This is a genomic window from Pseudarthrobacter sp. PvP004, from assembly GCF_017876035.1.
In the GTDB taxonomy this organism is placed as follows: domain Bacteria; phylum Actinomycetota; class Actinomycetes; order Actinomycetales; family Micrococcaceae; genus Arthrobacter; species Arthrobacter aurescens_A.
The window spans coordinates 1332253-1356984 of sequence record NZ_JAGINL010000001.1 but is presented as its reverse complement, the minus strand read 5'-3'; the positions used below and the strand labels follow the sequence as shown (position 1 = coordinate 1356984).

Genomic DNA, 24732 nt, shown 5'->3' with positions numbered 1-24732 from the left:
CAATGACTGATATCACTACTGAAAAGGCGCGCATCGGCGCGCCCTCGGCCCAGCCGTTTATCAACGGCTTCACCGAGGAAGGCGAGAACCTTTCGCCCGTCAACACCGGAACGAACACCAGCACGACGTCGGAGCAGCCTTCCGCTGGTCCGCTCGCCGGCGCTTCGGCCAAGAGCCACTCGCACGGTGGCGGGGTCGGCATCCCGGACAGTTCCCGCGCCGGCCGCCTCACCTCATACAAGTTGGCAGACTTCAAGCCGCTGAACGGCCTCGAGGAAGACTGGCGCTTCACTCCGCTGAAGCGCCTCCGCGGCCTCCACACCGAGGTCCTCAGCGGCGCAGCTCCGGCTGTCAGCGTTACTGCACCGGCCGGGGTTGTTGTTGAAACCGTTGGACGCGATGACAAGCGCATCGGCCAGGCTGCCATTCCGGAGGACCTCGTGTCCGCCAATGCTTGGGAGAACTTCGCCGAAGCTACAGTCGTCACCGTGCCCGCCGAACTGCAGGCCGACAGTGAAGTTTCGGTCCTGATCACCGGCGCCGGAGAGGCTCCTTCTGCCCAGCACATCGTGATTGTGGCGGAGCGTTTCTCCAAGGCTGTGGTGGTTCTGGACCACCAAGGCAGCGCGGTTGTCTCCGAGAATGTGGAGATCATCGTTGAAGACGGCGCCGAGCTGACCGTCGTCTCGCTGCAGGAATGGGCCGACAACGCCGTTCACGCGTCATCGCAGCAGGCAAAGATCGGCCGCGACGCCAAGTTCAAGCACATCGTTGTCAGCCTTGGCGGCGACCTTGTACGTGTCACCCCGTCCACGCGCTTCACTGCCCCCGGCGCCGACGTCGAAATGTTCGGTCTGTACTTCGCCGATGCCGGTCAGCACCTTGAGCAGCGTCTCTTCGTTGACCATGCAGTGGCCAACTGCAAGTCCCGCGTCCTCTACAAGGGTGCTCTTCAGGGACGCAACGCCCACAGCGTCTGGGTTGGCGACGTCCTGATCCGTAAGGAAGCTGAAGGCACGGACACCTATGAGGCCAACCGCAACCTGGTCCTCACGGACGGTGCCCGCGCTGACTCGGTTCCCAACCTTGAAATCGAAACCGGTTTGATCGAGGGTGCAGGCCACGCCAGCGCCACCGGCCGTTTTGATGACGAGCACCTGTTCTACCTCATGGCCCGCGGCATCCCGGAAAAGGTTGCCCGCCGTCTGGTGGTCCGGGGCTTCCTTAACGAGATCATCCAGCAGATCAAGGTCCCGGCAATCGAAGAGCGCCTGACCGCAGCTGTTGAGCGCGAACTCGCCGCGACCGACAACTAAGACAGGCCAGGCAGAGCAACAATGAGTGAAGAAACCAAGGGCGAACTGGTATGCAACGCCAATGACATCCAGGTCAAGCAGGCGCTGCGTGTCCTGATCGACGACTACCCCGTAGCCATCGTCAAGGACTCGATGGGCGATATCCACGCCATCGCCGATACCTGCTCGCACGCGGACATCTCGTTGTCCGAGGGTGAGGTTGAAGGCTGCGCAATCGAGTGCTGGGGACACGGTTCCCAGTTCGACCTCCGCAGCGGACAGCCCCTCCAGCTGCCTGCTTACGACCCCGTGCCCGTATTTGCCGTCACCATCGATGGCGACGACGTTTACGTGGACGTGACCAACGTTGTGAACGGCGCCTCGGTAGATAACTACTGAGCGCCCAGTACCGCCAGACTTACGAACGGAAAGAAAGAAGAGCATGTCAACTCTTGAAATCAAGGACCTGCACGTCAGCATCGAGACGGAGCAGGGCACCAAGGAGATCCTGAAGGGCGTCAGCCTCACCATCAAGACCGGTGAAACGCACGCCATCATGGGCCCCAACGGCTCGGGCAAGTCCACCCTTGCCTCCACCATCGCCGGTCACCCGCGCTACAACGTCACCAGCGGCACCATTACGCTGGACGGCGAAGACGTTCTTGAGATGAGCGTCGACGAGCGCGCACGTGCAGGCGTCTTCCTGGCCATGCAGTACCCGGTAGAGGTTCCCGGCGTCACCATGACCAACTTCCTGCGCACCGCCAAGACCGCGATCGAAGGCGAAGCACCGGCCCTGCGTACGTGGACCAAGGACGTCAAGGCTGCCATGCAGCAGCTCCGTATCGACGCCGACTTCGCACAGCGCAACGTCAACGAAGGCTTCTCCGGTGGTGAGAAGAAGCGCGTTGAGATCCTTCAGCTCGAACTCTTCAAGCCGAAGTTCGCCATCCTTGACGAGACCGACTCCGGCCTGGACGTCGACGCTTTGAAGGTTGTCTCCGAGGGCGTCAACCGCGCCCACGAAGAGGGCAACATGGGCACTCTGCTCATCACCCACTACACCCGCATTCTGCGCTACATCAAGCCGGACTTCGTCCACGTGTTCGTTGACGGCAAGGTTGTTGAAGAAGGCGGACCCGAGCTCGCAGACCGTCTTGAAGAAGAGGGCTACGACCGCTACGCCCCAGGCGCCGGCGTTGCCGTTGCTCCTGCTGTGCAGGCCTAGTTAGGATCGTTCCATGACCGAAATCAACACGGCGCGAACCAGCCTCGAGGACGTCGAGGAAGCGCTCAAGGACGTCATCGACCCGGAACTCGGGGTCAATGTGGTGGATCTGGGCCTTCTTTACGGACTCAAGTACTCCGATGAGGACGGCGCGCTTCTGATCGATATGACACTGACCACGGCGGCCTGCCCGCTGACGGACGTGCTTGAAGAGCAGGTGGGCAAGTCCCTCGACGGCGTGGTTGATGATTGGCGCCTGAACTGGGTATGGATGCCGCCTTGGGGTCCCGAGCGGATCACCGACGACGGCAAGGACCAGATGCGGGCCCTCGGCTTCAACATCTGATCAGCAGTTTTTCGCTCGCTACCAGCGGGCACAAGGAAGGGTTCCGGGCCATTGGCCCGGAACCCTTCTTCGTCTTACCTTCCAGCCCTGTTCTTCCAGCCCTGGCCTTCCAGCTCTAGGGCGCTGCCACTCCGAAGGTGTCGCACTTGTTGATGTCACCTGTGGTGTAGCCCTGATAGAACCACTTCTGCCGCTGTTCACTGGATCCGTGCGTCCACGATTCCGGGGACACGCGCCCCGTAGCCGCCTCCTGGATGCGGTCATCGCCGACGGCGGACGCGGCCGAGAGCGCGTCCTGCAGGTCTTGTTGGGTCAGGGGATCAAGGAAAGGCTTGCCGCTGGCATCCGTCTGTGTCGTAGCGTGGCGAACCCACAGACCGGCAAAGCAGTCGGCTTGGAGTTCCACCCGGACTGCTCCCGACTGCGGACCCTGGGGGTCCTGCTGTGCTTGATCCAAGGTGCCCAGAATGTTTTGGACATGGTGTCCGAATTCGTGGGCTACTACGTACTCCTGTGCCAGTGGTCCTCCCGACGAGCCGAAGCGGGTGACCAGGTCATCGAAGAACCCGGGGTCAAAGTAGGCGGTGGTGTCCGCAGGGCAGTAGAACGGTCCCACGGCACTCGTGGCCGAACCGCAACCCGTGGTGGTGGCTTGGCTGAAAATGACGGTATTTGGCCGTGGATACTGCACGTTGTAGTCCGCAAGGTAGTCAGGCCAGAACGCATTAAGGCTGTTCACGGTGCCCGTGATCCGGCAATCCAGCCGCTTGTCCGCATCAGCGCCGGTCTGGCACTCCTGGACACCTCCGGCACCACCGCCACTTTCGACGGCGGGTGGCTGGCTACCGCTGCCCGTCAGGTCCCCGAGGATGTTGGGATTGATACCGAAGAGTGCCAGCAGCAGCACCACTATGCCCCCTCCGATGCCTCCGCCGATCTTGGTGCCGCGGCCCATGCCACTGCCACGTCGGTCTTCCACTTGCGAGGGGTCCAGCTGCGCGCCGTCATTGAAACTCATACAGTCAGAATAGACGTCACTATTGGTGCCCGGTGCCGGACACTGCAGTAAAATTGCGTGGATGCCTTTCCTGGACAAACTTCAGCTCTGGGCCGAGGAGCGCCCGCACGACGCCGCCGTCGTTGTGGGCAGCAGCCGGCTCACCTGGGCGGGACTCCGCGACGCTGCAGCAGGGCTGCTCGGTGATGCGACTGCCACAACTGTCCTTGCCGAGCCCAACTCCGTTCGCTTTGTGGAGCGGTACACTGCTGCGGTGGCGGGGGAGCGGCGCTGTGCCGTACTGGACCCCGAATGGCCGTCGCCAATGATCGAAGAAGTCTCGTCGCGGATCGTCGAGGCCATCACGCCGGTTGAGACCGGGCTGGTGGATGGAGATCCGTCGAGTACCTTCCTGATCGGGCTTACCTCGGGCACCACCTCTGTCCCCAAAGCCTTCACCAGGTCCCGCCGTTCCTGGCAAGTGTCCTTCGAAGCTTCGATCGAGTTTTTTGGCCTCTCGCAGGACGACCGGACCCTTGCGCCGGGCCCTTTGTCAGCCAGCCTGAACTTGTATGCACTCTCGGAGTGTCTGTACGCCGGAGCTGCATTCCACACCCTTGAATCGTTCGACGTCGGCGACGCCCATGCTGCCATCAGTCACGATGGCATCACCCGCCTGGTCCTGGCACCCACTGCGTTGAGGTTGCTCAGCGAGCGGGGTCTCGCAGGGGACGTTGATGCTTCCGGCATTCGCAGCATTATTTGCGCAGGTTCCAAGTTGGATGCCCGGACGTTGGAAGCGGCCCGGCGTTGGGCGCCCCGCGCCGCCATCTACGAGTATTACGGGGCTTCGGAGTTAAGCTTTGTTTCCGGCACCCGTTTGGCCGCTGGTGAACCCTTGGACTCCGGTGGTACCGGAATCGGCTTGCCGTTCCCGGGCGTGGAGCTGAGTATCCTCGATGATGCCGGCAGCCCCCTCCCGGACGGTGAGCACGGAAATATCAGCGTTCGCAGCGGAATGGTCAGCAACGGCTACCTTTGGGGCGACGATGGACAAGCCTTGCGGTGCCTTGACGGTTGGTACACCGTGGGGGACCAGGGCTTCCTGGACAACGGCACTCTTCACATCCTTGGCCGCCGCTCGGACATGATCATCACCTCGGGAAAGAACGTTTACCCGCACGAGGTAGAGCTTGCCGTCGCATCCGTGCCGGGTGTGGATGTTGCGGTTGCAGCGGGTGCGCCCGACGATATCCGCGGCCAAAAGGTGATCGCCGGCGTCGTACCTGTGTACGGTGCGGTCACTGCCACCCAGCTCCGCACAGGGCTGGATGGTCTGCTGGCACGGGACAAGTGGCCGTTGCAGTACTACTTGTTGGCGGAGCTTCCCATGACCGACCGCGGCAAGGTCAGTAGAAAAGTCCTGCTGGACTGGATCAAGAACCATGACCCCCGGGCACAACTCCTTGGGTAGCGGAAGCCCCGTGGCCAGCGTCGAGGAGCTGCAACGCGAGTCCGACGAATCGCGGCAACCGGTTATCATCGCCGCGCTCCGCTCTCCGATCTGTCGTGCCAACGGGCAGCTGAAGCATCTCCGTGCGCCGGATCTCCTGGCACCCGTGTTGGGTTCCCTCCTGGAGACAGCGGGCGTGGACCCCACGGACGTGGACGATGTCATCATCGGGAACGCCGTGGGCGGAGGCGGTAACGTGGCCAGATTCGCTGCACTCCAGGCAGGGATGCCCATCACAGTGCCCGCCCTCACCGTTGACCGGCAATGCGGCTCGGGTCTTGACGCCATTGCACTGGCGTCACGCCTGGTTGCAGCCGGCGGTGATCCTCTGTATCTGGCCGGTGGAGTGGAGAGCATCAGTACCGCTCCGGCCCGGGCCAACAGAACCGACGACGACGAACTCGACTTCTACTCCAGGGCCAGCTTCGTGCCGCCACAGTTCGGCGACCCTGACATGGGTGTTGCTGCGGAGAACGTGGCCCGCGAGTTTGGCGTGACACGGCAAAGACAAGACGAGTACGCGCTCCGGAGCCATCGCCGTGCGGTCGACGCCGCGACGGCGGGCACATTTGCGGATGAGATCGTTCCGCTCAAGAACAACGAAAAACTGGTGGATTCCGACGACGGCCCCCGGGCTTCCCTGCGGGCGCCGCTGATGGCCAGGTTCCCTGCTGCGTTCGTGGCCGGGGGAACGGTCACGGCAGCGAACTCATGCTTCGACGCGGACGCCGCGTCCGCCGTCGTCATCACGTCGCTCAAGCGGGCCCGCTCCATGGGTGCGACGGACGGGCTGCTGGTGCTGGGATGCGACACCGCCGGCGTTGATCCCACACTCCTTGGCATCGGAGCCGCCCAAGCCGCCGAACGGCTCCTTGACCGTCACGCGATGGCCGTGGGAGACATTGATCTGATTGAATTCAACGAGGCCTTCGCCTCCCAGGCCATCGCTTGCCTGGATCACTTGGGTGTAGATCCTGGCACTGCCAACCTCGATGGCGGCGCACTGGCCCTGGGTCACGGCTACGGCGCCTCAGGGGCGGTCCTGGTGACGCGGCTGATGGCCCAGGCGCGCAGCCGATATGCCTCCCAAGGACAGAGCCCCCTGGCCTTGGCGATGATCAGCATTGCAGGCGGCATGGGAACCGCAACGCTCCTGCAGTACGCCAGGCTCTAGTCCCTCAGGTCCGGTTCGCCCAACCCGCGGGCTGCCAGAGCGTCACCCGTTTGCCGGGCATACGCCACGGTGGTGATGAACACGGGCAGAACCAGCGCTCGGGGATTGCGTTCAAGCCCTCGGGCCCGCGCTGAGTCCCGGACGTCCGAGAAAGCGCCCGCTATGTAGGGGATGCTCCTCAGCATCACCGCGATGGTCAAGGCGAAGCGCTCCGGGTCGGCACCGAAGCGCCGGAACGGTTTTGCGAGGGCCACCACGCCATCCAACAGGTCCTGTACGGGAGTGGTTGCGGTCAGCACTGAGGCAGCCACCACGCAGACCAGGACGTTCAGGACGATGCGCCCTGCGGTAGGGGCCCCGAGTTGCCACCATTGGAAGAGTCCGATGACCAAGAGGATGGGCGTCACCATCCACACTGCACGCAGGAGGCGGCGGAACCCCGCGCCCGTGAGCAGGAACAGGCCGCACATGATGGCGAAGATCACAAGGGATACGGCCCAGTCCACAATGAGGAAGGATGCCGTTCCGCAAGCCGCCACCACCAGGAATTTCAGCCACAGGGGAGTGCGGTGGATGATCGAGTTCCCTCGCACGTAATTGGCGATCAGGAAGCCATGCCCCCTCATCTCGGCACATCACCTAAGCGGGCGCCATGCCCGACGTCGTCCAAGGCAGCCGCGCACAGTGCACGGTAACGGGCGACGCCGTCGGCAGCACCGCCGTCGAACACGATGCGTCCGGACTCCACCACCAACACCCGGTCCATATCGAGCGCGAGGTCCAGATCGTGCGTGGACATGATCACCTGCTGGTCCAGTCCGGCGATGGTTCGCCGCAGGAGTTCGCGGTTCCTCAGATCAAGGAGGGTGGACGGCTCGTCGAGAACCAAGACTGTGGGGTCGACGGCAAGGACTGCGGCCAACGCCAACAACTGCCGTTCACCACCGGAGAGTTCGTAGATGCTTTGATCGGCCAGATGAAGCAGGCCGAAGCGATCCAGCACTGCTTCTGCCCGCGCGGCCCGCTCCTTGGAGTTCTTGACGGAACGGCGTAACGAGAGCTCAACGTCTTCCCGCCCGGTAGGCATCACCAACTGTGACAGGGGATCGGTAAAGACGAAACCCACATTGCCGCGGACGCGGCGTACATCGGAAACAGAGTCGACGCCGTGGACCACAACCGTGCCAGTGCTTGGAACAACCAGGCCGTTCAGGAGCCGTAGCAGCGTGGATTTCCCGGATCCGTTGGCTCCGATCACCGCGATCCGGCGCTCGGTCAGTTCCAAGGAAAAGTCGTGCAGCAGGGTCTTGGGCACGTCGCTGCCATCAACCGCGACGTGCACCGAGACCCTGCTGAAACAGATGGAGTTCATGTACTGATTGTTCCCGCTTACTTGACCCGGCGCACCAGGACGTCCGGGAAGGCCTTATGAATCGCCACGGCGATGATCACGGCCAGGACGTTCTTGATGATGTCACCGGGGACGAAAGGGAGGTCGGCGAGGAAGGCCTTGGGAAAGTCCAACTTCGCATTGACCATCATGCCCAGGACGCCAAGTGCGTGGATAACCACGATGCTGCTTACCATGGCCGCTGCGAAGAGCCACAAGGCACGGAACTTAACCGTCCTGCGGATGACCACCGCCGCAAGATAGCCGGTTGCCGCTGCCGCCAGTGGAAACGCGATGATGTAACCAGCGGATGGAGTGGCAAGGATACCCAAGCCACTGCGGCCACCACTGAAGATCGGCAGCCCGGCGAAGCCAAGCAACACATAGAGGCCGACGGCGGCGAAACCGCGCCCGGCGCCCAACACCAGTCCGCTGAGCATCACGGTCAGGGTCACCAACGTGATGGGAACGCCAAGGGCGCCTACCGGAATACCGGGGACGATCGCGGAGGCTGCCACGAGGGCAGCGAAAACCGCGATGAGGCCCAGATCGGTGGCGGTCCAGCGTTTGCGGGACGTGGTGGTGCGCTGCCCAGTGGCAGAGGCAGCGGCAGAATCGGTCTGGCTCATGACGGTCCTAACGGGTGTGATGCGATGCGATGAAAATGTTTGTTTCCCCTCTTGTCGAGGGTACGGAGGGATCGAATGCCGGATTTTGGAGCCTTTCCACAATGCTGAGCGGGAATTCTTTGGCCGTTGGCACAGTTTTCCTCTCCGTAGGCCGATGTCAGCCCTCGGCCGGGGTACCGGTAGACTTGAACAGGCTGTTCTCACGGCCGCCCCCGCCGCACTTATCGGACCCACCGGTCCCCGCGAGCGTTCCCCATTGAAAGGCATCACCCGAATTGATTACCGTCCAGGACCTCGAACTCCGCGCTGGCGCACGCCTGCTCATGGACCAGGTCAACTTCAGGGTGGACAAAGGGGACAAGATTGGACTCGTCGGACGTAACGGTGCCGGCAAGACCACCCTCACCCGGGTCCTCGCCGGCGAGGGGCTTCCCGCAGGCGGAAAAGTCACCCGCAGCGGTGAGATTGGTTACCTTCCGCAGGACCCGCGGACACCGGACATGGAACAGCTCGCCCGCGACCGCATCCTTTCCGCTCGCGGCTTGGACGTCGTGGTGGGCAAGCTCAAGAAAGCCCACGAGGACATGGCAAGCGATGATGCAGCCGTCCAGCGCAAGGCCATGAACCGCTATGACCGCCTGGAGGCTGAGTTCCTTTCGGGTGGCGGCTACGCTGCCGAAGCTGAAGCCGCTGCGATCTCCTCCAACCTCGCGCTGCCGGACAGGCTCCTCAACCAGCCGCTGAAAACACTATCGGGTGGCCAGCGGCGCCGTGTGGAGTTGGCGCGCATCCTGTACTCCGATGCGGAGACCTTGCTCCTCGACGAGCCCACCAACCACCTTGACGCCGACTCCATCACTTGGCTGCGGGACTTCCTTAAGAACCACCAGGGTGGATTGATCGTGATTAGTCACGACACCGACCTGCTCGAAGCAACGGTGAACAAGGTCTTCCTCCTGGACGCCAACCGTGCCCAGATCGACTTTTACAACATGGACTGGAAGCGCTACTTGCTCCAGCGTGAAACGGACGAGCGCGCCCGGAAGCGTGAACGCGCCAATGCTGAAAAGAAGGCGCAGGTCCTGATCGATCAGGCCAACAAGATGCGTGCCAAGGCAACCAAGGCCGTGGCTGCCCAGAACATGGCCAAGCGCGCTGAGAGGCTCTTGAGCGGTTTGGAGGCCGTACGCGAAAACGACCGCGTGGCAGCTCTGCGGTTCCCGGATCCGTCTCCTTGCGGCAAGACCCCCTTGACGGCGGAGGGATTGAGCAAGTCCTACGGTTCGTTGGAGATTTTCACGGACGTGGACCTTGCTATCGACCGCGGCTCCAAAGTGGTCATTCTTGGACTCAACGGTGCCGGCAAGACCACTCTTCTGCGCATGCTGGCTGGTGTCGACAAGCCGGACACCGGCGACATCATCCCCGGACACGGCCTCAAGGTGGGCTACTACGCCCAGGAGCATGAGACGCTCGACGTCGACCGCACGGTCCTGGAAAACATGCGGTCTTCAGCTCCGGACATGAAGGATGCCGAAGTCCGAGGCATCCTGGGCTCGTTCCTCTTCTCCGGTGACGACGTTGACAAGCCCGCAGGCGTTCTCTCCGGCGGTGAGAAGACCCGGTTGGCCCTGGCTACAATTGTGGCCTCCAGCGCCAACGTGCTGCTCCTCGATGAGCCCACCAACAACCTGGACCCTGCAAGCCGCGCCGAAATCCTGGGCGCACTGAAGAACTACAGTGGCGCCGTCGTCATGGTCAGCCACGACGAAGGTGCTGTGTCAGCGTTGAACCCGGAGCGCGTTGTGTTGCTCCCGGACGGCGTTGAAGACCACTGGAACGAAGACTACCTGGACCTCATCACGCTGGCGTAGGGCCTGGGCTAGCGGACCTGGAGAGGTTCCGCGGCGGTGATTCGTGCCAGTTCCTCGTAGCTGATGGAGAACATTGAGTTGTGATCTCCTGCGCCGGCCCAGAGGACCGGGTGCGCTTGGAGTGAGATGTCCAGAAGCGTCCTGATCTTCCGGGGGTGGCCCACCGGCGCAACTCCGCCTACTTCCTGGCCAGTGTGTTGCAGCACGAATTCCGGCCTGGCACGGCGGATCTTTCCGATGCCGAGCTGATCGGCCACCATCGTCGTGTCCACCTTCGCCGCACCGCTGGCGAGGATAAGCAGGGGCTCGCCGTCGAAATCGAAAATCAGGCTGTTGGTGATCGCCGCTACATCGCAGCCAAGGGCCGATGCTGCCGCAGCCGCTGTGGGCACCTTGTCCTTGAAAATCCGGACCGTGTCCTCTGCACCAGCGGCTATCAAAGCAGACCGGACGTTCAGGACGGGATCATGAAACAGTTCAGTAGCCTTGTGCATCCAGAATGGCGTCTTCCTCTTCTTCGGACGTGGGCCGTTTGTTTTTGCGGGGAGCAGGCGTGCGCTTCTTGGGCGTGCCACCGGCGGCAAGGATGTGCTCGTCCTCTTCCTCTTCTGCGTCGATGGCCGCGTTCCGGGCCTGTTGCCGCGCTGCGTATCCGAACCCGATAAACATCAAGACGCCAAAGGCGAACCACTGCAGGGAGTAGGAGAGATGCGTGCCCTCTTCAGTGGCTGGCTTAGGGAAGGGCGTGGGCATGGGTTGCACCGCAGGAGTCTCGCTTGCCAATTGCCCATAGGCTCCCGTGGCTATGCCGTAGGGGAGTTCAGTGGCAAAACTGGCCAGGTCAATGGAGGCGAGCTGACCGTCCACGGCGCCGCGGTCCAGCTTGGGCTCTGCCGGCTTGAGGCGGGCGACCACGGTCACCTCACCTGTGGGAGGCGCGGGAACGACGTCGGGACGGCCAGGTGTGTCGTTGCCGATCGGCAGCCAGCCGCGGTCAATCACCACGGCTTCGCCTGTAGTCAGCCGGAAAGGAACTACGACGTCGTAACCTGGCTGGCCGTTCAGCGGCCGGTTTCGCACAACCCGCTGACCATCGAGGTCGTAGCTGCCACGCATCTCAACCTGGGTCCATTCCCTTTCAGGATCCAGATCCTGAAACTGGTCCTTGATCTCCGCGAAGGGGATAGGGGTGGCCGAGTAGTTGCTCACCACACGATTGATTTCCGCCAGCGTTTCAGCCCTGCGGTCCATCTGCCAACGGCCCAGAAAAACGCAGGCCGTGGCGAAGATAACAGCCAGCACGAAATACCCCAGCCACTTGCTGGAGAAAAGGAAACGGTACATTCAGCCGGCCTCATTCGATGTTGCTTCACTCGCCGTGAACGGCACGGTTTCTTTCCACAGGCCGCGCGTCTGCAGGTAGTCCTCCAGCCAGTCCCGGTGGTCTCCGCACGAAAGCCATACCTTGCGGCGATCCGGCGTGTGGATCCGGGGATTGTTCCACAGGAGTTGCCACTCAGCGCCGGCACGGCATCCCTTGCGGGAGCACAACGCAGGAACCGTGGCGCGTTCGGCCTCCTGGCCGGCCGCCCCTAAGCCGCCAAGATTAAAGATATTCATGAAGCCGCCCGTTCGTCGCCGGGATGTCCGGCCTCGCTTGCACGGCCCGCTGCGGGGCCCGCTTGATTGCTTGGTGGTTCTTCATCCACCAGTTCACCTTGGAGCACTGTTGGTGCGTCTGCAGGAGTTTCTTCCGGCTCTGAGGAACGTTCTATTTCCGGGACGGCCACGTAGTCCAGCAAGGACTCGCTATGGTCCTCGGCTTTGTCGTTGCCGTTGGCGATGACCACAGCGATCCATGGCAGGAACACTGCGCCTGCGATGGCGATGATCTTGAACCAGCCGTCCACCACGAAAATCAGGATGATGCAGACCATGCGGATGCCCATGGCCACCGCGTACTTGATCATGCGATCACGCATGTCTTCGGAGTGTGCCGCAGCGGCATCTGTGATGCTGTGGACTTCGGGGTCGCTGGAAACAGCGTCCGGTTCCCCGGGCACTTGCTGCAGGGGACTGTTTTCTCGTGTCACAACTGAATCATCACGCTCCAAAGGCCTCTTCCAATTCTCTCACCAAGGCTGTACCCGCCCAAACCGCGCTGGTTTCCGGTTACCCGCGGGTTGCAACGAGCTGCGGATAGGATCGACACAGGAAAATCCCCCTTCATTGCGGCATACGAATGCCGCGGAACCTGGAGCGAAAGCATGTCTGAAGCAGTATCCACCGGCCGCAGCGTCCTCATTACCGGCGGCAACCGGGGCATCGGCCTCGCCATTGCAGAATCGTTCCTTGCCAACGGTGACAAGGTTGCCGTCACCTACCGCAGTGAAACAGATCTGCCTGAGGGCATCCTGGGCGTCAAGGCCGACGTCACGGACGAGGCATCGATTGACGCTGCGTTCAAGGTTGTTGAAGAGGCGCATGGGCCAGTGGAAGTGCTGGTAGCCAACGCAGGCATCACCAAGGACACGCTGCTGTTGCGGATGAGCGAGAACGATTTCACCTCAGTTCTGGACACCAACCTGACCGGCGCCTTCCGGGTCATCAAGCGGGCCTCCAAGGGCATGATCCGGCTGCGCAAGGGTCGCGTGGTCCTCATATCATCAGTCTCGGGTCTTTACGGCGCCCCCGGCCAAATCAACTACTCCGCTTCCAAGGCCGGAATGGTGGGCATCGCACGGTCACTGACCCGCGAACTCGGCAGCCGCGGTATCACTGCCAACGTAGTTGCTCCGGGTTTCATCAACACGGACATGACCGCAGAACTGCCGGAGGAAACTCAGAAGTCCTACTTGGCCAATGTTCCTGCGGGACGCTTCGCCGAGGCTTCGGAAGTCGCAGACGTTGTTCGCTGGGTTGCCAGTGACGAGGCAGCGTACATCTCCGGCGCCGTGATCCCGGTTGATGGCGGCCTGGGGATGGGCCACTAGGCCACTAGGCTGCACAGCAGATTTTGTCCGGGACCAACAAAGGATTTCTTTCCTGCCGCTGGCATGATGGAAGTCGAGCCCACGGAATTTGGATGAAGTGAACAAAAGGAGCACGAATGGGAATGCTGGATAACAAGACCGCCATCGTCACGGGATCTTCCCGCGGAATCGGCGCCGAAGTTGCCAAGATCCTCGCAGGTGAGGGTGCCGCCGTCGTGGTTAACTATCGCCAGAAGGCGCCTCGCGCCAACAAGGTAGTAGCCGAAATCCAGGCAGCAGGCGGGCGTGCCGCTGCCGTAGGCGCGGACCTGACAACCGATGAAGGTGTTCACGCGCTGGCAAGCACCGCCATGGAGGAGTTCGGGTCCCTGGACGTACTGGTACTCAATGCCTCCGGTGGCATGGAATCGGGCATGGAAGAAGGGTACGCACTCAAACTGAACCGCGATGCCCAGATCAACATGCTCAATGCAGCCGTTCCCCTCATGCCCGAGGGTTCGCGCGTGGTCTTCGTCACCAGCCACCAGGCGCACTTCGTCGAAACCGTACCCACCATGCCCGAGTACGAGCCCGTGGCAAAGAGCAAGCGTGCCGGCGAGGACGCCCTGCGTGCGCTCCTGCCGAACCTTGCCGACAAGGGCATCTCCCTGGTTGTTGTATCCGGCGACATGATCGAGGGCACCGTGACGGCGACCTTGCTCGATCGCTCCAACCCGGGAGCCATCGAAGCCCGCCGCGCAGAAGCCGGCAAGCTGTACTCCGTGGAGGAATTCGCGGCCGAGGTCGCCAAGATGGTGACCGCGGACGTCGAATCCGGCCACACCGAATACGTGGGCGGCTCCGACTACTTCGGCAAAACCGCCGAGTAGCGCGCACAGCAAACCAGCAGCGGTCCGGGACATACGTCCTGGACCGCTTCTCTTTAACCAGCTTTCCAGCGTTAGCCAGCCTTCCGGAGCAGAAGATGACAATCCAATAAAACATTCGGATTTTTGCGTCACGAATTGGTGGTTATTGTCTTGCGTTTTTAGCTTTGCATTAACGGACATCATCTGATTGACTTTCCACAGCGCCCACGTCCCAAGCAGCAATCGAATTGCATAAACACGGACGGCGGGATTACGCCCAATCACCCAGCTCAGGCAGCAGGTGGAAACTTCACGGGGTGACTCCAGTGGCGGCTATTGTCCCTTTGCTTTAGGAGCTTTCTTTGGACCTGTTATTGCGCGCCGATGATATCCACGCCTCGTACGATCATCGGCGCATCCTTAAAGGCGTCGGACTTTCGGTACAACGCGGCGAGATACTGGGGTTAATTGGAACCAACGGTGCGGGAAAAACCACCCTTATGGGCGTACTGGCCGGATCTCATAAGCACGATGCCGGATTGATGACGCTGGCCGGAGAAAAGTATGGGCCGGACTCTATGGAGGAAGCGCAGGCCTGCGGCGTCGGGCTCATCCCGCAGAACTTCCGCATCGACCCTCAACTAAGCATTGCGGAGGCCATCTTTCGTGGCACTTTCCAAGCAGGCAAGCCCCATCACGAACTTCGTAACCAGGCATCCGAACTGATCCGGGACATCGGCATCAGCTTGGATCCCGACACGAAGGTCGGAACGCTGATTCGCGCTGAGCAAGCCCTTGTGGAAGTCCTGAGGATGGTTGCCGAGGAAGCCCAGTTGGTCATCATGGACGAGGTTGCCGCCTCGCTGCCGGACCATGATGTAGCTGTACTGCATCAGGTCTTGCGAATGCTGGTCCGGCAGGGACGGGCCATCATCTACATCACGCATCGTCTGGATGAGGTCAGGTCCATTGCGCACCGCATAGCCGTCCTGAGGGAAGGCAGGGTGCACAAAATACTGGAAGCCAGCAGTACTGACATCGATGAACTGGCATTCCTGCTGCTTCAACAAGAACTGGAAGGGAACGCCAGGCCCACTGACCCGGCTGGAGGTGACGAGGCCCTCCGGGTGGTTAACCTCAGCATGGAGGACCGGGTTCGGGAGGTCACCTTCAATGTGGCCAAGGGCGAGATTTTTGGCTTGGCTGGAACACATAGATCGGGCGTCTACGAGTTGGTCGAAGCGCTTGCGGGCGTCCGCCCCAGCACATCGGGCCACATCCATTTGCACGGTGAACCCGTACAGATTCGAGGGGTCCAGGATGCCTTGCGCCTGAAAATCGGCTACTTGTCCGATGCTGCAGACAATGGTGAGGCAACCGGCAGCATTATGGACGGCCTTCAGGCAAGCGCTAACGGGGGTGCCGCAAATCTACAGGATGAGGTTACCCAGCTTCGTGGAGTAGTTGAAGTTATTCGACGCATGCGCATCAGCACGACGAACATCCATGGCGACATCAGCACCTTGTCGGGGGGCGACCGCCAGAAAGTCCAGCTCGCGCAGTGGATGGCCACGGGCTGTGATGTGCTGATCCTTAGCCATCCAAGCCGTGGCATTGACATCGGCGCCAAAGACGCGGTTTACAAGATGCTCAACGAGCTCAGTCAGACAGGGGTAGCCATTATTCTCCTGTCGTCCGACTTATCCGAACTGGTCAGCTGGTGCCACCGCATCGGCGTGATGCGCGACGGCGAACTTGTCACTATCGAGGCCAATGCCAACACCAATGAGGACGTATTGGTCCACCATATGTTGGGCGTGAAGTTTGAAACCGGCGGAAGCGAGGCCCGTCGCGTGAGAAATTAACGCGCTTCTGATTGCTGAAGTGCAAAGGGGACGGTGGCACAGAACCACACCGTCCCCTTTGCTTTGCCCTCAGGGGTTTGTCAGATGGTGATGTCCTTGGCGAGGTTCTTGAGCTTGTGCCTGGCCAGCGCCAGGTTGGCGTACGTGCGATCGAGTACCAGATAGACGAAGAGGCCTCTGGAACCGCTTGAGTTCAGAACGTTGATGAGGTGGTACTGCGTGCCCAACGTAATAAGAATGTCGTCAATGTCGCTGTCAATGCTGAGATCGGCCATGGTGCGCAGCTTGGCGCTCACTACATTTGAGTTGCCCGCGGCAGCAACGCCCAGGTCGAAGCCCGGGTTTCCGCCTTGGGCCAAGGCCATGCCGCTGGAATAATCCACCACGGCCGCACCGGTGGCCCCTTCAATGGCCAGTAGTTGCTTGATGGCCTCATCGAGTGTGCTCATATCGGGTTGTTCCTGTTCTGTTGTGTAACCGGAGGTATCCGTGCAGTCGGCAGTTCGGATTGCATCCACTCCGTAGAGATTCGCGTGGAAAATCTCATGGAGGGGCGTAAAGGGCTCGTCTTGCGGGGCGTGGTCATATCCAGCCGATTCGAATCTCACGATGCGTTTCCGCCATTTCCACCCTCGTTCCGAACGGCTCATTTTATGCCCCCGCATTTCCATCATCCCGACCTACCGCCTGCTATGCGGAGTTACTTATAGGACTCTTCACTTTACACAAAAAGTATCAGTTCGATGCAACAGGATTTACGCACCCCCAGCAAATACGCACGTGGTCGGTAATTAGTATCAGTTCGATAAATTACCGCAAATTCTTCGTCACGAAATTGGTTTTGTTGTTTCGCCACAGCCACCATGGCTCGGGTGGGGCATGCGGTCATGCAGAAGCACCGGTGGAAAAATTCCACCGGTGCTTCGGTCATGCGATCGTGAGGCGGCGTCGCGCGGGCGACGCCTGAATCAGACGTTGGCGATATGCCGCACGGCGTCCAGATACGGGATGGTAATAACAGCGTCGGCTACTGCGCGCACGGCCGGTTTGGCGTTGAAGGCAATTCCTATGCCGGCAGCACCGAGCATGTCCAGGTCATTGGCACCGTCGCCCACCGCAATGGTGTGCTCAAGGCCGATGCCTTCCTCAGCCGCCCATTCACGCAAGTACTTTTCCTTCGCGGCCCGATCGATGACCGCGCCAAGTACCTTACCGGTCAAGGCGCCGTCGATGATCTCGAGCTCGTTGGCAATCCAATAGTCCAGGCCGAGTTGCTCGGCGATGGGACCCAGGATCTGGTTAAAGCCGCCGGACACCACCGCCACCACGTGGCCGGCCTCCTTGAACGCGGCTACCAATTCTGCCGCTCCAAGACTTAGGCGCACCTCTTGGCGAACAGAATCGACGACGTCGGCCGGCAGGCCGGCGAGGACGGCAACGCGTGCGTGCAGGCTCTGGGCGAAGTCCAACTCTCCGCGCATGGCAGCCTCCGTGACGGCGGCGACTTCCTCGCGCTTGCCGGCGTGCGCCGCCAACAGCTCGATGACCTCTTGCTGGATCAGGGTTGAATCCACATCCATGATCAGAAGCTTCCGGGGGGCCTGGCGCAGGGCCTCCGGAACAATGGCTGTGTCCACCCCTGCCTTCGCGGCTTCCGCCACGAGCCGCCGCACGGTCAAGAGATCCGCATCCGTGTCAGCGCCGACGATGAGTTCGGCCGTATGCACAGCGAAGCGCTCGTCACCGCCGTGTGATTCCGATGACACCGAGGCACCGGCGTCGGCTAGTACCTTGAGCAGGTTTTCCAGTGATTCGGGGGACAAATTCACGCCGTAGCTGACTGCAGCCAAGTTCGAAGTCATGGCCTCAATCCTACTGAGGCTGCCGCGGGCACCCGAATTCGTTTCGGCTGGTAAAGCAGGAGAAACCCCGGTTATCAGTCATGTGCATTTTTGTCCTAGTGTCTACTGCTATGAGTGATGTTCTGGAATTGGCTTCCGTCAGCGTTGTCCGAGGCAAGAAGACCCTGCTGGACAAGGTCGATTGGCAAGTCAACGAAGGCGAACGCTGGGTCATCCTGGGGCCGAACGGCGCCGGTAAGACCACCCTTCTCCAGATTGCTGCCGCCCGCATGCACCCAAGCAGCGGCAGGGCAGGGATCCTTGACGAGACAATGGGGCGTGTTGACGTCTTTGAACTCCGCCCACGCATCGGCCTTTCATCGGCGGCACTCGCTACACAGATTCCTGAACACGAGAACGTCCTGAACGTCGTTGTCACCGCAGCCTACGGCGTCACCGGACGCTGGCGCGAGGGATATGAACGCGACGACGAACGCCGCGCCTTCGGTCTGCTGAACGACTGGGGGATGGGTCCCTTGTTGAACCGCACCTTTGCCACCCTGTCCGAGGGCGAGCGCAAACGCGTCCAGATCGCCCGTGCGCTCATGACCGACCCTGAATTGCTGCTCCTGGACGAGCCGGCAGCAGGCCTTGACCTCGGCGGACGCGAAGAACTGGTGCACAAGCTTGGCGAGCTCGCCAGCGACGAAGCAGCACCTGCGATGGTCCTTGTCACCCATCACCTTGAGGAAGTGCCGCCGGGATTCACTCACGCCATGCTGCTCCGCGAAGGCGGAGTGGTCGCTGCCGGCCCCATCAAGGAAGTCCTCACCGACGAGCACCTCAGCAACACCTTCGGCCTGGCCTTGGATGTTTCGGAAAACGCCGGCCGTTACACGGCTACTGCCCGGCGCTAGAGGGGTTCTGTAACTTACTGTGGAGATTCTTAGCAGCATTCTGGTCTTTTTCGCGGGCTTGTGGGCCGGCACCATCAATGCCGTAGTCGGCTCCGGCACGCTTGTGACATTCCCCGTGCTGATAGCACTGGGAGTGACACCGGTTGTCGCGTCCATGAGCAACGCCATGGGCCTGGTGGCTGGAACGGCCGCGGGAGCGTGGGGCTATCGGCGAGAGCTGGCGGGCCGGGGAAGGCAGTTGATGAAGCTGCTTCCGGCCTCCCTGCTGGGCGGCATCACCGGCGCATGGCTCTTGCTGCATTTGCCGGAAAAGGTCTTCCATTATGTGGCCCCCGTCCTTTTGGTGCTGGCCCTTCTGATGGTGCTGTTCCAGCCCAAGCTGCAGGCGTGGATTCGTAGCCGGGAACAGAATCCAGAGCATGCCATCCGGGACCGAAGCCACGGGATCCTCCTGGTGGTTCTTGTTTACTTGGCCGGCGTCTACGGCGGCTATTTCGTTGCCGCGCAGGGCATTCTCCTGGTCGGTATCCTTGGGGTGTTCCTTACGGGCACCATGCAAAACGCCAACGCCATGAAGAACATCCTGGTGCTCGGTGTGAACATGGTGGCGGCCATCTCTTACCTGATCTTCGCCTTCGACCGCATCAACTGGCTCGTTGTCCTGCTCATCGCCGTAAGCTCCACCATCGGCGGACTTGTGGGTGCCAAAGTGGGCCGGAAGTTGTCGCCCCGGGTTCTCAGGGCGGTCATCTTCACCCTCGGCATCGTGGCCCTCGGCTTCATGATCGCCAATCTGCTGAAATAATCGCCCGGTGACCTTTCACTACCTTGAGTCCGCAGCTGATCCACGAGTCACGGACTACACCACGCTCACTGACGTACACCTCCGGAAACTTCGCGAGCCGCGGGAAGGCATGTACATCGCCGAATCCTCCAAAGTCCTCCGGAGGGCACTGGCGGCAGGCCACCAGCCACGTTCCTTTTTCCTGGCAGAGAAGTGGCTCGAGGACTTGGACGACGTCTTCAAAGCCCACCCTGATGTTCCGGTCTACATCGGCAAGGCATCCTTGCTGGAGGAAATCACCGGATTCCATCTGCACCGCGGTGCCATGGCTGCCATGCACCGGCCGGCTCCGGTTCCGTTGGCGACCCTCCTGGCGAACGCGCAGCGAATCGCCGTCCTGGAGGACATCGTGGACCACACCAACGTGGGGGCCATCTTCCGCTCCGCCGCCGCACTCGGAGTAGATGCTGTGCTGGTCTCCCCGCGTTGCGGGGACCCGCTCTATAGGCGAAGTGTCCGGGTCAGCATGGGCACTGTTTTCCAGGTTCCCTGGGCGCGGCTGGAAAGCTGGCCGGACCACCTCGCTCAGCTGAAAGAGCAGGGGTTCACAGTGGCGGCCATGGAGCTGACCGATAACGCAGTGGACCTGGACGATCTTGCGGCAAGGAAGATCCCCAAACTGGCCCTGGTGCTTGGAACCGAAGGTGCTGGCATGAGCGAGGAGACGTTGGCCGCCGTCGACCTCGCCGTCAAGATTCCCATGCGTGCCGGCGTCGATTCGCTCAACGTCGCAGCCGCCTCGGCAGTGGCGTTTTGGGAACTCCGTCCGCGCGATTGATTGCAGTTCGTACGGGGTGGCCGTTTCCGCTATGATTGGTTGTTGGTCCAGCCGCTGGAATGTTCACATTGCAGCCAAGGTCCACCTCCATTCATACCTGGCAGCTGGCAAAATCCAGTTGCGCGAACAAAAGGTCCCATTATGAAGTCTGATATCCACCCGAAGTACGAAGCTGTTGTCTTCAACGACCTGGCTTCCGGTACGCAGTTCCTGACCAAGTCCACCGTGTCTTCTTCGAAGACCATCGAGTGGGAAGACGGAAACACCTACCCGGTTATCGACGTCGAAATCTCTTCGGAGTCCCACCCGTTCTACACGGGCAAGCAGCGCATCATGGACTCCGCTGGCCGCGTCGAGCGCTTCAACGCTCGCTTCAAGGGCTTCGGCGGCAAGAAGTAACCACTTCACCCCAAGGCTTTTCAAAGCCCGCATTGCCGGATTTCCGGCAATGCGGGCTTTTGCGTTTTCCGGCAAGATGGACAGCATGACTTCCCACCCTGATCACGAATCGCCCATCCACGACGACGGCACGCGCCTTCACGGTGAATATAAGGTACCGGGCGGCAAACTGGTAGTGGTGGACCTTGAGGTGGACGACGGACGATTTTCCAAGGTCTCGCTGAGCGGCGACTTTTTCCTGGAGCCCGATGAAGCCCTTGAGGACATCAATCGCGCACTGACCGGACTCCCGGACAACTCAACAGCGGCCGACATTGCCGCAGCCGTTGCTGCCGGCTTGCCTGAAGGTGCAGTCATGTTCGGGTTCTCCGCTGAGGCGGTGGCTGTCACAGTCCGGCGCGCACTTTCCAAGGCCACCGGGTGGGCAGACCACCAGTGGGAGGTCATCCCGCCCTCGGTTCTGCCCACACAGGTCAATGTTGCGCTGGACGAGGTCCTCACGGAGGAAGTGGGAGCAGGGCGGCGCAATCCCACCTTGCGGTTCTGGGACTGGGAAGAACCGTCCGTTGTCATCGGCAGCTTCCAGTCGGTACGGAACGAGGTGGATCCGGACGGCGTTTCCCGGCACGGCATCACGGTGGTGCGCCGCATCAGTGGTGGCGGTGCCATGTTCATGGAAGCCGGCAATTGCATCACTTATTCGCTCTACCTGCCGCAGACGCTGGTGGATGGGATCAGCTTCGCTGACTCATACGCATTCCTGGATGCCTGGGTCATGGCCGCACTGGAGAAACTGGGCATTACCGCCTTCTACGTCCCCCTGAATGACATTGCCACCGATCAGGGCAAGATCGGAGGGGCAGCACAGAAGCGGCTCGCCAACGGCGGCATGCTCCATCACGTCACCATGAGCTACGACATCGACGCCGACAAGATGGTGGACGTCCTGCGCATCGGCAAGGAGAAACTCTCCGACAAGGGAACCCGGAGTGCCAAGAAGCGCGTGGACCCTTTGCGGCGCCAGACAGGACTAGCGCGGTCGCTGATCCTTCAGGCCATGCAGGACGTCTTCACCGAACGCTACGGTGCTATGGAAACCCGGCTCACCCAAAGCGAACTCGACGAAGCCAGGCAGCGCGTGGACGCTAAGTTCGGCACTGACGAATGGTTGAACCGGGTTCCCTAGATCCGTGCGGTCAGCCGGTAGCCTGGGCCGTCAAAGCGCGCAAGAGGTGGCTCCGTTGCTCGATGATAATGCGACGCAAGGCACGGGGTGCGTCAGCGTGGTCACGAAGCCACTGGTCCGCACGCACCAGCACCGGATGTCGAGCAGGCTGTGTGCTTTCGGACAGGTTCTGGGCTCCCGGGAAGAGGCCACGAACAATCCTGCCCGCGATTTCAATGCTGCGTTCGGACCACACGCGCTCAAGGCACTCGAAATAAGGCTCCACGTAGCGTTCCAGAAGGTCTCCGGGAGCAGTAGCGAAGCCCGCTATTGTGGCGCTGAGGAGCTCGTTGGAAAGGCCTGTGCTGTTGACTACGGAGTCCCAGGCAGCTGCCTTGACTGCTGCGTCCGGCCGGGCTGCGGAGGCCAGGGCATGGCCTTCCCTGCCCGATGCTGTCGTATCCGTGTCAAGCTCCCTGTCCAGCTCGGCCAGGCTTGCTTGCCCATGGGCTGCCAACGCCTGCCACAAGCTCCATCGCAGTTCAGCGTCGACGGCCAAACCCGCCACTACGATGCTTCCCTCCAGAATTCCCCGCACCAGGGTTAGCTGGCTGTCTCCATGCCTGGAAACGTCGGCCAAGGTCCTGGCCCAGGCAAGTTGAGGGTCAGAGCCGGGAGCAGCAGCCATCAACTGGTCACCGGCCACGGCCAGGAAGTCCTTTCGCACACCTTCGCGCGTCGCTGCCGGGACGTAACGTTCGATGGCGCTGGCGGCGTTGCCCAGCACGTTGAGCAGGACACCTATGCCCGCTTCCGTAGGCGCGAACTGCTCGACGGCGGACACGTAACGTGCCGCCGGGGTAACGCCATCCCGGGCCGAATCCCAGAGCGCGGTCCAGCAGAGAGCGCGCGCCATGGGATCCGAAATCTTGTGGAGCGATGTCCGGACTGTGTGTTCGGACTCAGGGTCCAGCCGGACTTTGACGTAGCTCAGGTCGTCATCATTGACCAGGAGCAGCGCGGGCCGACGCTTTCCATTCAACGCAGTCACCAGGGTGCTCGGACCGGCGACGTCCACGTCAATGCTTTCAGTCCTCACCAGGGCACCGGTGGAGTCGGCGTCATACAAGCCCAACCGCATACGGTGCGGACGGAGTTCCTGGTGGCCCGTCAGGGGATCGATGGCCTCCTGCTGGAGTGTCACGGCGCCGAGGACCCCGCCGTCCTCCACGAGCTCGGCGGCAACCGTGGAGATACCGGAAGTCTGCAGCCATTGGCGTGCCCAGTCCGAAAGGTCCCTGCCGGAGGCAGCGCTGAGCGCTTGGAGGAGGTCCTCCAGGGAAGTATTGCCGAACTCGTGATCCCGAAAATATTGACGTGACCCCGCGATGAACGCATCAAAACCAACGTAGGCTACCAGTTGCTTCACAACCGACGCGCCCTTGGCATACGTAATGCCGTCAAAATTCTGTTTAGCCGCCTCAAGGTCCGGGATATCCGCCACGATCGGGTGCGTGGTGGGCAGTTGGTCCTGCACATAAGCCCAGGCTTTCCGCTTGCTGGCGAAATTCACCCAGGCTGTGTCCCAATCCGTAGCCCGGTCCACTCCGAGCGTCCCCATGTAATCGGCGAACGACTCTTTGAGCCAGAGGTCATCCCACCAATTCATGGTGACGAGGTCGCCAAACCACATGTGTGCCATCTCGTGCATCAGGGTGTTGGCGCGGGCCTGGTACTGGGCATCGGTGGCGCGGGAAGCGTAGACGTACTTTTCCGTGAACGTCACCAGCCCGGGGTTCTCCATGGCCCCGAGGTTGTATTCGGGCACAAAGGCTTGATCGTACTTGCCCCAGGGATAGGGGTAGGCGAAGAGGTCGTTGAAAAACGCCAGCCCGTTCTTCGTCAGCCCGAACAACTGATCGGTATCAAAGGAGTCCGCCAAGGAGGCGCGGCAGAAAAGTGCCAGCGGCACGTCAAGGCGGGTGCCGTCGTCGAGCGTTGCTCCCCAGTGATCCGTGGCCTTGAAGTAGGGGCCGGCGAGCACGGTGGTGATGTACGTGGACATTCGTTTGGTGGTGGCGAAATCCCACCGCGAAGCAGCAGGGTCGCCCGCCACCGGCGTACGCGTCTCCTCAACTCCGTTGGACGCGACTTCCCAGCCGGCAGGCGCCAGCACGTGGAAAGTAAATTCGGCTTTCAGGTCCGGTTGTTCGAAGTTGGCAAAGACGCGGCGACTGTCCGCGGGTTCATACTGCGTGTAGAGGTAGCACTGGCCATCGGCGGGATCCACAAAGCGGTGCATGCCCTCGCCGGAGCGGCTGTAGAGTGCCACCCCGGTCACAGTCACAGTGTTGTCGGTGGCGAGACCTTCCAGGATGATCCTGTCGTGGTCCACCACAGAGCCAACGTCAAGCGTCCGGCCGTTCAACACCACTGACTCGACGCCGCCGCTGATGAAATCCAGGAAGGTGGCGGAGCCGGGTTCGGCCGAGAAGGTGATGGTGCTGGTACTCGGGTATCCGGCGACGGCGGGATCTGCCGCATCGCGGACATCGAGGGTGACGTCGTAGCTGTGGGTGGTGATCAGGGCTGAACGGGTAGCGGCTTCATCGCGCGACAGATTGTGATTCGACACA

General features: G+C 61.4%; 26 protein-coding genes. 15 read left to right on the top strand and 11 right to left on the bottom strand.

The genetic code is table 11. The features are described 5' to 3' along the window. The first annotated feature begins 2 nt into the window (after positions 1 to 2). From sufD to J3A64_RS06190, 4 genes are read left to right on the top strand one after another with little or no spacing between them, the layout of a single operon-like run. A complete protein-coding gene (gene sufD, locus J3A64_RS06205) occupies positions 3 to 1316 on the top strand; it encodes a Fe-S cluster assembly protein SufD (protein WP_011774793.1) in 1314 nt (437 codons plus the stop codon). 21 nt (positions 1317 to 1337) lie between these two features. Beyond that, the gene (locus J3A64_RS06200; RefSeq protein WP_011774794.1) at positions 1338 to 1694 is read left to right on the top strand and encodes a non-heme iron oxygenase ferredoxin subunit; all 357 of its coding nucleotides are present in this window, start codon (positions 1338 to 1340) and stop codon (positions 1692 to 1694) included. 43 nt (positions 1695 to 1737) lie between these two features. Further along, complete coding sequence (sufC, locus tag J3A64_RS06195) at positions 1738 to 2523, top strand: Fe-S cluster assembly ATPase SufC (RefSeq protein ID WP_210063817.1); 786 nt, start codon at positions 1738 to 1740, stop codon at positions 2521 to 2523. Positions 2524 to 2536: 13 nt separating this feature from the next. Beyond that, positions 2537 to 2869, top strand: a complete 333-nt coding sequence (locus J3A64_RS06190; RefSeq protein ID WP_011774796.1) for a metal-sulfur cluster assembly factor — start codon at positions 2537 to 2539, stop codon at positions 2867 to 2869. A 115-nt stretch (positions 2870 to 2984) separates the two neighbouring features. Here the strand turns inward: J3A64_RS06190 and J3A64_RS06185 are convergent, their stop codons facing one another. Continuing rightward, on the bottom strand, positions 2985 to 3887 hold the full coding sequence (locus tag J3A64_RS06185) for a neutral zinc metallopeptidase (protein WP_014921883.1): 903 nt from the start codon (positions 3885 to 3887) through the stop codon (positions 2985 to 2987). A gap of 61 nt (positions 3888 to 3948) precedes the next feature. Here J3A64_RS06185 and J3A64_RS06180 point away from each other — a divergent pair, with 61 nt between their 5' ends. Further along, positions 3949 to 5340, top strand: a complete 1392-nt coding sequence (locus J3A64_RS06180; protein WP_210063816.1) for a class I adenylate-forming enzyme family protein — start codon at positions 3949 to 3951, stop codon at positions 5338 to 5340. Further along, entirely contained in the window at positions 5312 to 6553 is a 1242-nt protein-coding gene (locus J3A64_RS06175; RefSeq protein WP_286176192.1) for a thiolase family protein, read from the top strand. The genes J3A64_RS06180 and J3A64_RS06175 overlap by 29 nt, the downstream gene beginning before the upstream one ends. Here the strand turns inward: J3A64_RS06175 and J3A64_RS06170 are convergent. From J3A64_RS06170 to J3A64_RS06160, 3 genes are read right to left on the bottom strand one after another with little or no spacing between them, the layout of a single operon-like run. Beyond that, complete coding sequence (locus J3A64_RS06170) at positions 6550 to 7179, bottom strand: energy-coupling factor transporter transmembrane protein EcfT (RefSeq protein ID WP_011774800.1); 630 nt, start codon at positions 7177 to 7179, stop codon at positions 6550 to 6552. The genes J3A64_RS06175 and J3A64_RS06170 overlap by 4 nt on opposite strands. Then, positions 7176 to 7925, bottom strand: coding sequence for an energy-coupling factor ABC transporter ATP-binding protein (locus J3A64_RS06165; protein WP_210063815.1), 750 nt, complete (start codon positions 7923 to 7925; stop codon positions 7176 to 7178). The genes J3A64_RS06170 and J3A64_RS06165 overlap by 4 nt, the downstream gene beginning before the upstream one ends. Positions 7926 to 7942: 17 nt before the next feature. Continuing rightward, a complete protein-coding gene (locus tag J3A64_RS06160) occupies positions 7943 to 8572 on the bottom strand; it encodes a biotin transporter BioY (RefSeq protein WP_210063814.1) in 630 nt (209 codons plus the stop codon). A gap of 275 nt (positions 8573 to 8847) precedes the next feature. Here J3A64_RS06160 and J3A64_RS06155 point away from each other — a divergent pair, with 275 nt between their 5' ends. Next, the gene (locus J3A64_RS06155; protein ID WP_011774803.1) at positions 8848 to 10446 is read left to right on the top strand and encodes an ABC-F family ATP-binding cassette domain-containing protein; all 1599 of its coding nucleotides are present in this window, start codon (positions 8848 to 8850) and stop codon (positions 10444 to 10446) included. A gap of 8 nt (positions 10447 to 10454) precedes the next feature. Here the strand turns inward: J3A64_RS06155 and J3A64_RS06150 are convergent, their stop codons facing one another. The 4 genes from J3A64_RS06150 to J3A64_RS06135 are packed head-to-tail and all read right to left on the bottom strand — an operon-like array spanning position 10455 to position 12560. Further along, positions 10455 to 10940: a YbaK/EbsC family protein gene (locus J3A64_RS06150; RefSeq protein WP_210063813.1), complete on the bottom strand. Its 486-nt coding sequence runs from the start codon at positions 10938 to 10940 to the stop codon at positions 10455 to 10457. Then, complete coding sequence (locus J3A64_RS06145) at positions 10924 to 11790, bottom strand: SURF1 family protein (RefSeq protein WP_011774805.1); 867 nt, start codon at positions 11788 to 11790, stop codon at positions 10924 to 10926. Before J3A64_RS06145 ends, J3A64_RS06150 begins: the two co-directional genes overlap by 17 nt. Next, positions 11791 to 12066: a hypothetical protein gene (locus tag J3A64_RS06140; protein ID WP_014921889.1), complete on the bottom strand. Its 276-nt coding sequence runs from the start codon at positions 12064 to 12066 to the stop codon at positions 11791 to 11793. Continuing rightward, the gene (locus J3A64_RS06135; protein ID WP_011774807.1) at positions 12063 to 12560 is read right to left on the bottom strand and encodes a DUF3099 domain-containing protein; all 498 of its coding nucleotides are present in this window, start codon (positions 12558 to 12560) and stop codon (positions 12063 to 12065) included. The genes J3A64_RS06140 and J3A64_RS06135 overlap by 4 nt, the downstream gene beginning before the upstream one ends. A gap of 153 nt (positions 12561 to 12713) precedes the next feature. Here J3A64_RS06135 and fabG point away from each other — a divergent pair, with 153 nt between their 5' ends. From fabG to J3A64_RS06120, 3 genes are all read left to right on the top strand, one after another. After that, on the top strand, positions 12714 to 13439 hold the full coding sequence (fabG, locus tag J3A64_RS06130; RefSeq protein WP_043806096.1) for a 3-oxoacyl-ACP reductase FabG: 726 nt from the start codon (positions 12714 to 12716) through the stop codon (positions 13437 to 13439). Between the two features lie 116 nt (positions 13440 to 13555). Then, complete coding sequence (locus J3A64_RS06125) at positions 13556 to 14308, top strand: SDR family oxidoreductase (RefSeq protein WP_011774809.1); 753 nt, start codon at positions 13556 to 13558, stop codon at positions 14306 to 14308. 341 nt (positions 14309 to 14649) lie between these two features. Then, positions 14650 to 16152 (top strand): sugar ABC transporter ATP-binding protein, encoded by a 1503-nt coding sequence (locus tag J3A64_RS06120; protein WP_011774810.1) that lies wholly within the window; start codon positions 14650 to 14652, stop codon positions 16150 to 16152. 80 nt (positions 16153 to 16232) lie between these two features. On the opposite strand, the gene J3A64_RS23610 is transcribed toward J3A64_RS06120, so the two are convergent. After that, positions 16233 to 16760 (bottom strand): hypothetical protein, encoded by a 528-nt coding sequence (locus tag J3A64_RS23610; RefSeq protein ID WP_238324304.1) that lies wholly within the window; start codon positions 16758 to 16760, stop codon positions 16233 to 16235. A 360-nt stretch (positions 16761 to 17120) separates the two neighbouring features. Continuing rightward, positions 17121 to 18014: a phosphoserine phosphatase SerB gene (gene serB / locus J3A64_RS06110; RefSeq protein WP_210063812.1), complete on the bottom strand. Its 894-nt coding sequence runs from the start codon at positions 18012 to 18014 to the stop codon at positions 17121 to 17123. Positions 18015 to 18124: 110 nt separating this feature from the next. Between serB and J3A64_RS06105 the strand changes: the two genes are divergently transcribed. The 5 genes from J3A64_RS06105 (at position 18125) to J3A64_RS06085 (ending at position 22117) form a co-directional block, all read left to right on the top strand. Next, complete coding sequence (locus J3A64_RS06105; protein WP_043471319.1) at positions 18125 to 18910, top strand: ABC transporter ATP-binding protein; 786 nt, start codon at positions 18125 to 18127, stop codon at positions 18908 to 18910. Between the two features lie 19 nt (positions 18911 to 18929). Next, positions 18930 to 19715 carry a sulfite exporter TauE/SafE family protein gene (locus tag J3A64_RS06100; protein WP_011774814.1) on the top strand — a complete coding sequence of 262 codons (786 nt, stop codon included), beginning with the start codon at positions 18930 to 18932 and terminating at the stop codon, positions 19713 to 19715. 7 nt (positions 19716 to 19722) lie between these two features. Beyond that, complete coding sequence (locus tag J3A64_RS06095; RefSeq protein ID WP_011774815.1) at positions 19723 to 20532, top strand: RNA methyltransferase; 810 nt, start codon at positions 19723 to 19725, stop codon at positions 20530 to 20532. A gap of 141 nt (positions 20533 to 20673) precedes the next feature. Further along, positions 20674 to 20931 (top strand): type B 50S ribosomal protein L31, encoded by a 258-nt coding sequence (locus tag J3A64_RS06090; protein ID WP_017200906.1) that lies wholly within the window; start codon positions 20674 to 20676, stop codon positions 20929 to 20931. Positions 20932 to 21007: 76 nt separating this feature from the next. Beyond that, positions 21008 to 22117 (top strand): biotin/lipoate A/B protein ligase family protein, encoded by a 1110-nt coding sequence (locus J3A64_RS06085; protein ID WP_374100535.1) that lies wholly within the window; start codon positions 21008 to 21010, stop codon positions 22115 to 22117. 10 nt (positions 22118 to 22127) lie between these two features. Here J3A64_RS06085 and pepN read toward each other — a convergent pair whose 3' ends face one another. After that, entirely contained in the window at positions 22128 to 24731 is a 2604-nt protein-coding gene (gene pepN, locus J3A64_RS06080; RefSeq protein WP_210063810.1) for an aminopeptidase N, read from the bottom strand. Position 24732: the final 1 nt, after the last annotated feature.

What these genes read in the sequence shown, in the direction of transcription:
- sufD (WP_011774793.1), top strand. Translation starts at nt 3, where the DNA reads ATGACTGATATCACTACTGAAAAGGCGCGCATCGGCGCGCCCTCGGCC.
- J3A64_RS06200 (WP_011774794.1), top strand. Translation starts at nt 1,338, where the DNA reads ATGAGTGAAGAAACCAAGGGCGAACTGGTATGCAACGCCAATGACATC.
- sufC (WP_210063817.1), top strand. Translation starts at nt 1,738, where the DNA reads ATGTCAACTCTTGAAATCAAGGACCTGCACGTCAGCATCGAGACGGAG.
- J3A64_RS06190 (WP_011774796.1), top strand. Translation starts at nt 2,537, where the DNA reads ATGACCGAAATCAACACGGCGCGAACCAGCCTCGAGGACGTCGAGGAA.
- J3A64_RS06185 (WP_014921883.1), bottom strand. Translation starts at nt 3,887, where the DNA reads ATGAGTTTCAATGACGGCGCGCAGCTGGACCCCTCGCAAGTGGAAGAC.
- J3A64_RS06180 (WP_210063816.1), top strand. Translation starts at nt 3,949, where the DNA reads ATGCCTTTCCTGGACAAACTTCAGCTCTGGGCCGAGGAGCGCCCGCAC.
- J3A64_RS06175 (WP_286176192.1), top strand. Translation starts at nt 5,312, where the DNA reads ATGACCCCCGGGCACAACTCCTTGGGTAGCGGAAGCCCCGTGGCCAGC.
- J3A64_RS06170 (WP_011774800.1), bottom strand. Translation starts at nt 7,179, where the DNA reads ATGAGGGGGCATGGCTTCCTGATCGCCAATTACGTGCGAGGGAACTCG.
- J3A64_RS06165 (WP_210063815.1), bottom strand. Translation starts at nt 7,925, where the DNA reads ATGAACTCCATCTGTTTCAGCAGGGTCTCGGTGCACGTCGCGGTTGAT.
- J3A64_RS06160 (WP_210063814.1), bottom strand. Translation starts at nt 8,572, where the DNA reads ATGAGCCAGACCGATTCTGCCGCTGCCTCTGCCACTGGGCAGCGCACC.
- J3A64_RS06150 (WP_210063813.1), bottom strand. Translation starts at nt 10,940, where the DNA reads ATGCACAAGGCTACTGAACTGTTTCATGATCCCGTCCTGAACGTCCGG.
- J3A64_RS06145 (WP_011774805.1), bottom strand. Translation starts at nt 11,790, where the DNA reads ATGTACCGTTTCCTTTTCTCCAGCAAGTGGCTGGGGTATTTCGTGCTG.
- J3A64_RS06140 (WP_014921889.1), bottom strand. Translation starts at nt 12,066, where the DNA reads ATGAATATCTTTAATCTTGGCGGCTTAGGGGCGGCCGGCCAGGAGGCC.
- fabG (WP_043806096.1), top strand. Translation starts at nt 12,714, where the DNA reads ATGTCTGAAGCAGTATCCACCGGCCGCAGCGTCCTCATTACCGGCGGC.
- J3A64_RS06125 (WP_011774809.1), top strand. Translation starts at nt 13,556, where the DNA reads ATGGGAATGCTGGATAACAAGACCGCCATCGTCACGGGATCTTCCCGC.
- serB (WP_210063812.1), bottom strand. Translation starts at nt 18,014, where the DNA reads ATGACTTCGAACTTGGCTGCAGTCAGCTACGGCGTGAATTTGTCCCCC.
- J3A64_RS06105 (WP_043471319.1), top strand. Translation starts at nt 18,125, where the DNA reads ATGAGTGATGTTCTGGAATTGGCTTCCGTCAGCGTTGTCCGAGGCAAG.
- J3A64_RS06090 (WP_017200906.1), top strand. Translation starts at nt 20,674, where the DNA reads ATGAAGTCTGATATCCACCCGAAGTACGAAGCTGTTGTCTTCAACGAC.
- J3A64_RS06085 (WP_374100535.1), top strand. Translation starts at nt 21,008, where the DNA reads ATGGACAGCATGACTTCCCACCCTGATCACGAATCGCCCATCCACGAC.